We start from the raw sequence: 11,060 nt of genomic DNA, 5'->3' as shown, positions 1-11,060 counted from the left end.
CACTTCCGGGCGCCGGCCGTGCCGGCGCCCCGCGACCCCGCCGAGGTCTGAGGCCCGCTCGCGGCCGGGGCCCGCCCCCGGCCCCGCGGGCCGGTACGCGTCGTGGTCCGGCACACGCCCGACGAGGTACGGCCTCCGGCGGGGGGACTTCGCGCGGAGAGGACGGGACGGCCCGTGGGCGGCCCCGCCCGAGCCCCGGGGCTTCCGGGCCGACTGCGGGCCGTGCCCCTACCTGTCCAGGACCCGGCGGAGCGCGGCGAGCACCACCTCGGCGCGGTCCAACCGGGCATTGTGGCCCATGAGGCCGATCCGCCACACGGACGCCGCGTAGCGGCCCACGCCCGCGCCGATCTCCAGGCCGTACTCGTCGAGCAGGCGCATCCGGACCTTGGCCGAGTCCACGCCCTCGGGGACGAGCACCGACGTGAGCTGCGCCAGCCTGTGCCCCTCGGCGGCGAACAGCTCCAGCCCCATGTCCACCAGGCCCTCGCGCAGGCGGGCCCCGGCCGCGCGGTGGCGCTCGGCCACCGCTTCCGGGCCCTCGGCCTCGATGCGTGCGAGCGCGGCGTCCAGGGACGCGATCATCGCCGTCGGCGCGGTGTGGTGGTAGGCGCGTCCGCCGGGGCCGCCGCGCACGTAGGCGCCCAGGAGCCCCAGGTCGGCGTACCACACGGGCGGGGTCGTGACCCTGCGCTCCCAGGCGCGCTCGGAGAAGGTGAACGGGGCCAGCCCCGGTGCGACGCCCAGGCACTTCTGGGTGCCGGAGTAGGCGATGTCGACCTTCCACGCGTCCAGCTCCAGGGGCATGCCGCCCAGGGAGGTCACGCAGTCGGCGAGCAGGAGGGTGTCGTCGGAGCGCTCGCGCAGGGCGCGGCCCAGGGCGCCGACGTCGCTGACCACGCCGGTCGAGGTCTCGGCGTGCACCACGGCGACCAGCCTCGGGGAGGGGTGGGCGTCCAGCACGCGCCGCACGTCCACGGGCTGTCCCCACTCGTGGTCGACCCGTACGACATCGGCTCCGTAGCGGCGGGCGACCTCGCACATGCGCTCGCCGAAGAGGCCGTTGACCGCGACGACCACCACGTCGCCCGCGGAGACCGTGTTGGCGAAGGCCGTCTCCATGCCCAGGGAGCCGGTTCCCGACAGGGGCAGCGTCAACGGGTTCCCGGTGCCCCACAGGGCCCGGAGCCGGTCGCAGGTGCGTTCGAGCACGGCGATGAACTCGGGGTCGAGGTGACCGAGGAGGGGCGCGGCGAGCCCCAGGGTCGCCTCCGGATAGGGGTTGCTCGGGCCGGGGCCGAGCAGGATGCGGTCCGTCAGTGGCATGCGCACACACTAGCGGGGCGTGTGCGCCGGACGCGTGACGGGGAGCGGGGGAGGTCCGCCCCGCGGCGGCGGTGCGGACGGCGGGGCCCGGCCCCCGGACGGGTTCCCCGGGGCCCGCGGCCCGGGCCGCGGGTGCAGGTAGCGTGGATGTCAGCGCCGGTGAGGGGGTTCCCCGATGAGACGCAGGGTGCGACAGTACGGGATCCTCATGGGCGTCTGCCTCGTCCTCTTCGCCGGTTCGCTGCCCGTCTACTACGTGTTCGGCACGGGGTGGGCGGTGGCCATGTGCGCGGCGGCGTCGGTCCTCCCACCGGTCGCGGCCACCCTGGGCAACCTCGCCGACCCGGCCGACCCGCAGGATCGCGGCGCCCGTTTCGGTCCCAACGCAGACCCGGGCTGCGGGAGCGGCGACGACCCCGGCGACGGGGACGGTCCCGGCCGCGCCCCGGGCCCTTCGTAGCCGCGCGGCCCCGGGCCGGCCGACCCCCTTCGGCGGGAGCGGCGGTCCCGCACGTAGTATTCCGGCGGGGTCGGGCACCGTGCGCCCGGACGGCCGCCGCGACTCCCGGACGACAGGGGAGGGGAAGCGGTGACGCACACCAGCACCGAGGACGCCGGGGCGGGCGGCAGCACCGGAGGGGTGCGCATGCTGCGGGTGCTCCACGACGACCCCCGGGTGGCGGGGCTGCTCGCGGGCCTGCTGGAGGAGTACACCGAGCGCTACGGCGCCGAGGGCGCCGCGAAGGAGCTCGCCCGGTACCCGGTGTCCGAGTTCGTCGCCCCCCACGGCCGCATCGTCCTGGCGGAGTCGGACGGGGAGGTCGTCGCCGGGGGCGCGATCCGCCCCTACAAGAAGGACCGCGCGTCCATGGCCGACACCGCCGAGTTCAAGCGGATCTGGACCTCGGGCCGCCACCGCCGCCGCGGGCTCGGACGAAGGGTGATGGCCGCACTGGAGGAGGCCGCCCGGGACCTCGGCTACACCAGGGTCCTGCTCTTCACCGGCCCCTCCCAGCCCGAGGCCGTCGCCCTGTACGAGGGCATCGGCTACCGGTGGGTCGACCCGGCCGAATTCGACGAGCTGCCGTACTCCTCCGCGATCCCCTTCGCGCACGAGCTGTGAGCCCAGTCCCTCCGCCACACGGGCCGCCCGACCTGCGGCGATCCGGTTCCGCGGGGTCGGCTCCGGGCACAGCGGGCGCCCCACGGGCGTTATGGGGGCCGCTATGCCCGTCGGCCGGTCGCCCGTACGGTACCCCCCGTACGATGGGCGGCAACGGCCGTCACCAGCGGTCACCGAGGGCCGTCACCCGCGGCCCCTACGACGGATCCGACAGGAGAGTCACGACGTGAGCGAGCAGCAGCGCCCCGGAGCCCAGACGGACGCACCCGTGTTCAGTCCACGCAAGAACGGGCAGGCGCAGTCGGTCTCCGACGAGCTCGCCGCGTGGATGAGCACCGGGTGGGCCGACACCGAGCTGCGGGACCTGAAGCCGGTCGAGCAGGCCGGGCACACCGCCCGCCGCCGCGCGGCCCTCAGCGCCGCCTTCCCCGGCGAGCGCCTCGTCGTCCCGGCCGGACAGCTGCTCACCCGCTCCAACGACACCGAGTACCCGTTCCGGGCCGCCACCGCCTACGCGTACCTCACCGGGGACACCTCCGACGGCGGCTGCCTGGTGTTCTCCCCGGACTCCGACGGCGGCCACGACGTGGTCCTGTACCTCAAGCCCCGCTCCAACCGCGAGAACGGCGAGTTCTGGCTGGGCGGCTACGGCGAGCTGTGGACCGGCCGCCGCCACAGCCTGGACGAGGCCGCCGCCCTGCTCGGCGTGCCCACCGCCGACGTGACCGGCCTGACCGAGGCCCTGCGCTCCGACGCGGTGACCACCCGGATCGTGCGCGGCCACGACGCCGCCCTCGACGCCCTGGTGGACGGACTGCGCGCCGACGCCGACGAGGACTCCCGCGCCGGGTCCGCCCGGCTCGACGAGGAACTGGCCGTGACGCTGGACGACCACCGCCTGGTCAAGGACGAGTGGGAGGTCGCCCAGCTCCAGCTGGCGGTGGACGCCACCGTCCGCGGCTTCGAGGACGTCGTCCGGGCGCTGCCGCAGGCCAAGGACACCTCCGAGCGGTTCGTCGAGGGCACGTTCTTCCTGCGCGCCCGGGTCGAGGGCAACGACGTCGGCTACGGCACCATCGCCGCCTCCGGCGCCAACGCCACCACCCTGCACTGGACCCGCAACGACGGGCCGGTGCGCGAGGGCGACCTGCTGCTCCTGGACGCGGGTGTGGAGACCACCACCCTGTACACGGCCGACGTCACCCGCACGATGCCGGTGTCGGGCACCTTCACCGACCTCCAGCGCAAGGTGTACGACCTGGTCTTCGCCGCACAGGAGGCGGGGATCGCCGCCGTCGCCCCGGGACGGCCGTTCACGGCCTTCCACGAGGCTTCCCAGCGCGTGCTCGCCGAGGGCCTGGTCGAGTGGGGCCTGCTGGAGGGACCGGTCGAGAGGGTCCTGGAACTGGGCCTCCAGCGCCGGTACACGCTGCACGGCACCGGCCACATGCTCGGCATGGACGTGCACGACTGCGCGGTGTCCCGCCAGGAGGTGCACCTGTACGGCGACCTCGAGCCGGGCATGGTGCTCACGGTCGAGCCCGGCCTGTACTTCCAGCCCGACGACCTGACCGTCCCCGAGGAGCTGCGCGGCATCGGCGTGCGCATCGAGGACGACGTGCTGGTCACCGAGGAGGGCCGCACCGTGATGTCGGCCGGCCTGCCCCGCTCCTCCGCCGACGTCGAGGCCTGGCTGGCCGAGCGCCTGCCGCGCTGACCCCGCCGAGCCGTACGCGCACGGGCCGTCTCCCCTTCCGGGAGGCGGCCCGTCGCCGTCGGGGCGCCGCGACGGCGGACGACGGATCCGGGACGGGGACGCCGAGCCGCGTGTGGGACGCCCGCCGCCGAACCCCCGGGTTTGCCCAAGGACGGGTGATGCTTCGCACCCCGGGGTTTGCGTCGCCGTGTGAACGGTGAGCAGGGGGAGAAGGACAGGACACACCGAGCAAGAGGAGGTTCTCCTCTCATGGGAGACGACAACCAGGGCCCCACGCTGCGGATCTTCGCCTCGCCGGGGCGCTACGTCCAGGGACGCGGCGCCCTGGCCCGGTTGGGCGAGCTGGTCGCCGACCACGGATCGCGGCCGCTCGTCCTGGCCGACGACGTCGTCCGCGGCCTGACCGAACAGGTCGTCACCGACTCCTTCCGCGAGGCGGGGCTGCCCCTCGTCTTCGAGCGGTTCGGGGGCGTCCCGACCCGGGCTGAGGCCGCGCGCGTCGCCGCGGTGATCGGGGACGGCGGCCACGACGTCGTCATCGGCCTCGGCGGGGGGACGGCGATCGACACCGCCAAGGCCGCGGGCGACGACTCGGGGGTCCCGTGGGTGAGCGCGGCGACGGTCGCGTCGACGGACGCCCCCACGTCGGCGCTGTCCGTCGTCTACACCGAGTCCGGCGCGTTCGAGTCGTACCGCTTCTACGACCGCAACCCGGCCCTGGTCGTGGTGGACACGCAGCTGGTCGCCGAGGCTCCCACCCGGTTCCTCGCCGCGGGGGTCGGCGACGCGCTCGCCACGTGGATCGAGGCGCGGGCCGTGCGCGACGCGCACAGCCACAACATGGTGGGCGGCCTCCCGACCCGCTCGGGGACCACGCTCGCGCGCCTGTCCTGGGACATCCTGTGGGAGTCGGCCCTTCCCGCGCTGGAGGCGGTCGACCGGAACCTGGTGACCCCCGCCGTCGAGGCGGTGGTGGAGGCCAACACCCTCCTGTCCGGCCTCGGCTTCGAGTCCGGCGGACTGGCCGCCGCGCACGCGGTCCACGACGGCCTGACCGCGGTGGACCAGACGCACCACCTGGCGCACGGGGAGAAGGTCAACATCGGCTCCCTCACGCAGCTGCTCATGGAGGGCGCCCCGACCTCGGAGGTGGACGCGTTCGCGGAGTTCACGGCCCGCGTCGGCCTGCCCACCACGCTCACCGAGGCGGGGCTGGGCGACGCCGACGACGCCACGCTCGACCGGGTGGTGGCCGCGGCGACCGCGCCGGAGGAGACCATCCACAACCTGCCCTTCGCCTTCACCCCCAGGGACGTGCGCGACGCGCTGCGCGCCGTCGAGGGGGTCGGCCGCCGCGCACGCGCGCGGGCAGGCCTCGGGGAGCCGTCCGCGCCGGACCACGGCTGACCGCCGCCCCGCCCCGCCCCGGCCCGGGCCGAGGATCCGCCCTGCCGGGCCCGTGCTCCGGGGGCAGCGGCTCCGGCGGCCCGGCCCGGCGGGCGCCCCCGCCCGGGCCCCGCAACCGTGCGGGAAGGGGGCCGCGGGCGGCGCCCGCGCCGGAGGGCCCGCCTCAGGAGGCCGGTCCGGCGAGCTCCGCCAGTTCGGCCTCCAGGAGCGGTCCCAGGAACCCCCTGGTGCGGGCCGCGTCCGCGGGGGCGCGACCGCGCGGTGTGGGCTCGACGAACATGATCAGGTACAGGTACGTCCGGTAGAGGGCGAGCCGGCGGAGCAGGCCGGGGGAGAAGTCGAGGACGCCGCCCGTGTCGCGGTACCCCGCGAGGAAGTCGGCGTCGTCCCGGATGTCGCCGAACAGGGCCAGGGAGACCAGGTCCGCCGCGGGGTCGCCCCAGAACGCGCGCTCGGCGTCGATGATCCCGGTGAGGCGCGGTTCGCGGTCGGGGCCCCCGTCCGCGCCGGGCCGCGACGCCAGGACGTTGCCGTCCCACAGGTCGAAGTGCGTGAGGACGGGGGTGCGGACCGGTGCGAGGTGGACGAGGTTCGCGGACACCAGCCGCACGACCTCGGCGCCGCCCCCGGGCAGGGGCACGGAGAAGCGCCGCGCGTCCGCCACGACCGCCTCGGCCATGGCGCGGAAGGCCTCCGGCCAGGTGTCTGCCCGAAGCCCCGCGGACCCCGCCGGATAGCCGAAGGCGTCGCCGGTGACCGTGTGCAGGGCCGCCACGGCACGGCCCAGGTCCCGGCGGGCGGCGGAGGACCGCACGGTCGCCTCGCCGGACCGCAGATCCTCCAGGGTCTCCCCGGGCAGGTGGTCGAGGAACAGGTACTCCCGGCCCGGTTCTCCGGGGACCCGCCCGGAGGCCAGGACGCGAGGGACGAGTCCGCCCAGCAGCGGACGGGCCCTCGCGTAGACCAGGGCCTCCGTGGCCAGGAGGCCCTGCTCATAGGTCAGGCGGGGGCGGTCGGCGGGCGGCGCGACCTTGAGGACCGACCTCCGGCCGTCGCGCAGGACCACGGAGCGGACCGTGTTGTAGGTGCCGCCGGACAGGGCGGTGTGCTCGCGCACCCGCGCCCCGCGCCCGAAGGCGGAGCCGACGAGGGCGTCGAGGGCGGGGTCTGCGGGAAAGGGGCGGTCGGCTGCGGGGGGCTGCACGCACATGGGCCCAACCTAGCCGTACCGGCCACGGAGGCCGGTGACGACCTCCTCGCCCGACACACGGCAAGAGGGCCTCCGGCATCGGTGCGGACCGCGGCATCCGCACCGACGCGCCGGAAGGCCGTCGACGCCCCTCACCACCCACGCCCATGCCACCCTCGCACCCGCCGGACGCCGCAGCCGCCCGAGGGGCGCGGGGCGGCGGCGCCCCGCACCCTGTCGGCGCCGGTTCCGGTCGGCCCGCCGACACCGCCCGCCCCGGCCCGGAAGTCCACGCCTCCGGTGCGGGCCGCCCCGTGTGCGTCCCCGGCCCGGTCGGGAAGCCGCCGTGGCGGGTGCCCCCGGAACGGCCGCGTGCTCCGGGGACGGGAGTTCCGGTCCGGACGTGCCGGGGCCGGGCGGCCCCCGAGGCGTTCCCGGGACACGGGTGCGTTATCTCACGGGCGCCCCGGAGCCCCCGCACAGGCGTCATCGCGGCCGGACGTGGCCTCCCTCACGGGAGAAGCACGTCCCGTCCCTGGTTGACTGGTCCGCGCTGCACGGGCCGGAGGCGTGCCAGGGGGCCGTAACGCACCGCCGCCCCACCCCTCCGCTCCGTCCACAGTCCGCGTACGTCGCCGAAGCGGCCCGGGACGACCGTCTCCGGGCGGACCCGCGCCGCCCGACGGCGTCCGGCTCCGTGTTTCGCCGGACGGCGCGCCCCGTAGCGGGCGCCGTCCGACCGGCCTGCCGCCGACCGGGGCGGACCCTTCCACGCCGACCGTCGACAATGCCGGTCGGCAGTTTCCCACCGAGGAGCATCCCCTTCTCCATGTTCTCCACCCTGCGCACACGCGTGTCCGCGTCAGGAAACCGTCCCGACCTCTGGGTCATGGGCGTCACCTGCGTGCTCCTGATCGCCTTCGTGGTGACGGCCCTGGCCTCACCCGGGGCGGTCGGCGCCGCCGTCGACGCCGCGTTCGCCTGGTCCGCACAATGGTTCGGCGCGTACTGGCAGGTCCTGCTCCTCGCGATGCTCGCCGTAGCCGCCGTCCTCGCGTTCTCCCGCTACGGCAGGGTCCGCATGGGCGGCATGCCCGCACCCGAGTTCGGCATGTTCCGGTGGGTCGCGATGGTCATGACCACCCTGCTCGCCGCGGGCGGGGTGTTCTGGGCCGCCGCCGAGCCCATCGCCCACTACACCGCAGCGCCGCCGGCGTACGCCGACCAGGCCGGAGGCATGGAGGGGGCCGCGGTCGCGCTGGCCCAGAGCTTCGTGCACTGGGGCTTCCCCGCCTGGGCCATCGGAGGGTCCCTGGCCACCCTGGTCATGATGCGGGGTGTCGAGAAGGGCATGCCGCTGCGCCCCCGGACACTGCTGTGGCCGGTCATGGGCGAGCGTGTGCGCACCCACTGGATCGGCGCGGTCGTCGACATCAGCTGCGTGGTCGCGGTCGTCGCCGGGACCGTCGGACCGATCGGCTTCCTCGGTCTCCAGGTGTCCTACATCGGGGGCCGGCTGTTCGGGCTGCCCGACGGGTACGGCACCCAGGCCGCCATCATCGCGGGGCTGACCGTCGTGGGCGCCGTGTCGGCGGCGAGCGGCCTCAACCGGGGCATCCAGCTGCTGAGCAAGGCCAACGTCTGGGCGGCCCTCGCGCTGATCCTGGCCATCGTCGGACTCGGCTCCGTGCCCTTCGTCGTCGACCTCTACCTCCAGGCGATGTCGGTCCACGTCCGCGAGTTCGTGCCGATGGCGCTCTTCCGGGGCGACCAGGAGTGGCTGGGCTACTGGACCGTCTTCTTCTTCGGCTGGTTCCTGGGCTACGGGCCGATGATGGCGATCTTCATCGCCCGCATCTCCCGGGGCCGCACCGTGCGCCAGATCTTCGTGGGGGCCACCGTCGCCCCGGCCGTGGTGACCACCGTCTGGTTCACCGCGCTGGGCGGCACCGGCATCTTCCTGGAGCAGCAGAACCCCGGAGCCGTCTCCGGCGCCTACGAGGCGGACGGGCTCCCCGCCGCCGCCCTAGCCATCGTCGAGGCGCTGCCGATGAGCGCGTTCCTGGGGGTGCTCATGGTGGTGGTGACGCTGATCTTCTTCGCCTCCACCCTGGACGCGATGTCCTACGCGATCGCCTCGTCGAGCATGCACGAGGGCACGCCGCCCGGGTACTTCCGGGCGTTCTGGTGCTTCGGCATGGGCGCCGCCGCCATCGCGCTCCTCCTGGTCGGGGACGGCGGCGTGCAGGCGCTCCAGTCCTTCATCGTGGTCACCGCGGTCCCGGTGGGGCTGATCATGCTCCCGACGCTGTGGACGACTCCGCGCCTGCTCCGGACCATGGCCGTCGAACAGGGGATCGTCGCCGACCCCGCCTCCCCGGCCGCGCGGGACGGGGGAGCGCAGTCGGACCCGGGGGACGGCGCCCCCTCGGCAGAGGGCGACCGGGTCGCGGCGGGCGGCGCCCGGTAGCCGCGGCGCCGTCGGCGGCGCGGGCGGGTACACCCGTCAGGGACCCCGCCCGCGCCGTGGACGGGCTCCGTGCAAGCCTTCCGGGCAGCCGGTTCCCGGCACGCGGAACGGCCTCCGAAGGTTCCCGGACGATCCATGATCTGGAACACAGAAGTAAATGGGCCTCGTCCCGTAGGATCGGGAATGTCCCGGTCCCATGGGAGGTTGGTGTACCTCTGGGCGGGTCCGAACACGTCCCCCGCGGACCCCGTTCCTTTCCACGACACGACCACCCACACGACGACGCGAGGACACCAGTGACCGGGCAGCACAATCCATCAGTGGCCGAGGAGAACTCGGCCGGCGGTAGCGGCGGAGCGGAGCCGCGCACCGCCGACCGCCTCGTCATCCCGCTGCTCCTCGTCTCGGCGTTCGTCGTGATCCTGAACGAGACGATCATGGGAGTGGCGCTTCCCGCGCTCAACAGGGACCTCGGGATCTCCGTCTCCACCGGGCAGTGGCTGACCTCGGCGTTCATGCTCGTGATGGCCGTGGTCATCCCGGCCACCGGGTTCCTGCTCCAGCGGTTCCACCTCCGCCAGGTGTTCATGGCGGCCATGACGCTGTTCAGCATCGGCACGCTGATCTGCTTCCTCGCGCCCGGGTTCGGGCTCCTCCTGGCGGGCCGTGTCGTCCAGGCCGTCGGCACGGCGATCATGATGCCGCTGCTCATGACGACCGTGCTGAACCTCGTGCCGCCGGACCGCCGCGGCCGCACCATGGGCAACATCTCCATCGTCATGGCGGTCGCCCCCGCGGTCGGCCCCACACTCGCCGGCTTCATCCTCAGCGCCCTGGACTGGCGCTGGATGTTCGGCCTCGTCCTGCCCATCGCCCTCCTCGGCCTGGTCCTCGGCTCGCTGTTCATCCGCAACGTCACCGAGCCCCGCCACGCCAGCATCGACCTCCTCTCGGTCCTGGTGTCGGCGTTCGCGTTCGGCGGCCTCGTCTACGGGTTCTCCAGCCTCGGCGAGGGCCACGCCACCGCGATCGTGCCCCCGTGGGTCGCGATCGGCGGCGGCGCCGTGGCACTGGTGCTGTTCGTGTGGCGGCAGCTGCGCCTCCAGCGCGGCGACCGCGCCCTGCTCGACCTGCGCGTGTTCCGCTCGCGTCAGTTCTCGATCTCGATCGGCCTCGTCGCGGTCAGCTTCATGGCGCTGTTCGGCACGCTCATCCTGCTGCCGCTCTACATGCAGAACGTCCTCCAGCACGACACGCTCGTCACCGGCCTGACCCTGCTGCCGGGCGGCCTGACGATGGGCCTGCTCGCCCCGGTGGTCGGCCGCCTCTACGACCGGTTCGGCCCGCGCCCGCTGGTCATCCCGGGCGCGGCGGTCGTCTCGCTGGTGCTCTGGACGATGACGCTGTTCGGCACCGAGACACCGCTGGGCTTCGTGGTCGCCACGCACGTCCTGCTGAGCGCCGGACTGGGCTTCATGTTCACCCCGCTGCTCACCGGCGCGCTCGGGTCGCTCAAGCCCGAGCTCTACTCGCACGGCAGCGCCGTGGTCGGCACGGTGCAGCAGGTCGCGGGCGCGGCGGGCACCGCCACGTTCATCGCGGTCATGTCCGCCAGCTCGGCGAGCCTGCTCACCGACGGCCTCCCCGAGATCAGCGCCCAGGCCGGCGGCATCCACGTCGCCTTCCTCCTCGGGGCCACGATCTCGGTCCTGGCCTTCGCGGCGACCTTCTTCGTGCGCCGCGTCGAGTCGGGCACCTCGGAGGGCGCTCCGATCGCCCACTAGGAACCTCGCGACGGCGACGGCCGCGCACGGGAGCTCCCGTGCGC

Annotated in this window: 8 protein-coding genes; 6 read left to right on the top strand and 2 right to left on the bottom strand. The window is 74.5% G+C overall.

The annotated features are described in order from the left end of the window. Positions 1-228: 228 nt before the first annotated feature. Complete coding sequence (locus tag ACWGL3_RS27285) at positions 229-1,326, bottom strand: pyridoxal-phosphate-dependent aminotransferase family protein (RefSeq protein ID WP_267944601.1); 1,098 nt, start codon at positions 1,324-1,326, stop codon at positions 229-231. Positions 1,327-1,501: 175 nt separating this feature from the next. Between ACWGL3_RS27285 and ACWGL3_RS27280 the strand changes: the two genes are divergently transcribed. The 4 genes from ACWGL3_RS27280 to ACWGL3_RS27265 all read left to right on the top strand — a co-directional run bounded on the left by ACWGL3_RS27280 (position 1,502) and on the right by ACWGL3_RS27265 (position 5,573). Then, positions 1,502-1,786, top strand: coding sequence for a DUF3099 domain-containing protein (locus ACWGL3_RS27280; protein ID WP_267944600.1), 285 nt, complete (start codon positions 1,502-1,504; stop codon positions 1,784-1,786). Positions 1,787-1,915: 129 nt separating this feature from the next. Next, a complete protein-coding gene (locus ACWGL3_RS27275) occupies positions 1,916-2,449 on the top strand; it encodes a GNAT family N-acetyltransferase (protein ID WP_378551995.1) in 534 nt (177 codons plus the stop codon). 226 nt (positions 2,450-2,675) lie between these two features. Then, positions 2,676-4,166: an aminopeptidase P family protein gene (locus ACWGL3_RS27270; protein ID WP_267944599.1), complete on the top strand. Its 1,491-nt coding sequence runs from the start codon at positions 2,676-2,678 to the stop codon at positions 4,164-4,166. Positions 4,167-4,415: 249 nt separating this feature from the next. After that, positions 4,416-5,573 carry a glycerol dehydrogenase gene (locus ACWGL3_RS27265; RefSeq protein ID WP_267944598.1) on the top strand — a complete coding sequence of 386 codons (1,158 nt, stop codon included), beginning with the start codon at positions 4,416-4,418 and terminating at the stop codon, positions 5,571-5,573. A 163-nt stretch (positions 5,574-5,736) separates the two neighbouring features. Here ACWGL3_RS27265 and ACWGL3_RS27260 read toward each other — a convergent pair whose 3' ends face one another. Beyond that, positions 5,737-6,783, bottom strand: a complete 1,047-nt coding sequence (locus tag ACWGL3_RS27260; RefSeq protein WP_267944597.1) for a phosphotransferase family protein — start codon at positions 6,781-6,783, stop codon at positions 5,737-5,739. A gap of 808 nt (positions 6,784-7,591) precedes the next feature. On the opposite strand from ACWGL3_RS27260, the gene ACWGL3_RS27255 reads away from it, so the two are divergent. Together ACWGL3_RS27255 and ACWGL3_RS27250 are read left to right on the top strand one after the other, a co-directional pair. Further along, positions 7,592-9,232 carry a BCCT family transporter gene (locus ACWGL3_RS27255; RefSeq protein ID WP_267944596.1) on the top strand — a complete coding sequence of 547 codons (1,641 nt, stop codon included), beginning with the start codon at positions 7,592-7,594 and terminating at the stop codon, positions 9,230-9,232. A 296-nt stretch (positions 9,233-9,528) separates the two neighbouring features. Then, on the top strand, positions 9,529-11,016 hold the full coding sequence (locus ACWGL3_RS27250; RefSeq protein WP_431061422.1) for an MDR family MFS transporter: 1,488 nt from the start codon (positions 9,529-9,531) through the stop codon (positions 11,014-11,016). Positions 11,017-11,060: the final 44 nt, after the last annotated feature.

This window comes from Nocardiopsis sp. NPDC055824 (assembly GCF_053616335.1).
This window is presented reverse-complemented; position numbering and strand designations above follow the sequence as displayed.